This window comes from Pseudomonas sp. AC463 (assembly GCF_979253585.1).
Map to the genome: position 1 here is coordinate 1 of NZ_CEEDDZ010000603.1, position 272 is coordinate 272.

Below are 272 nucleotides of genomic sequence, written 5' to 3' on the forward strand. Positions count from 1 at the left end.
CTACAGAAGCTCGCCGATACCGCAGCCCTGGAATCCATCTCCCGGCTTGAGTCGGGTAACTGCGCTCTCGATACCGCCAAGGCCCATCTCTATGCCCTCGAAAACGCCGCGTCCTACGGCTTTGTAGATGGGCTGACATCGTCCTGCGCGAGCATCGCGATCATCGACGGCCTGCGGGTACCGACAATCGATGCCGGTGGCAGAGCCGTCAGGGTCGTCACCAGCAGCCAGGTGCCTGCCAGCATCATCGTCCGTACCGGTGGTCTGTTCGG

Annotated in this window: 1 pseudogene; it reads left to right on the forward strand. The window is 62.5% G+C overall.

The features are described from left to right. Positions 1-272, forward strand: a pseudogene (locus AC0IYH_RS31620) (hypothetical protein); the annotation flags it as partial.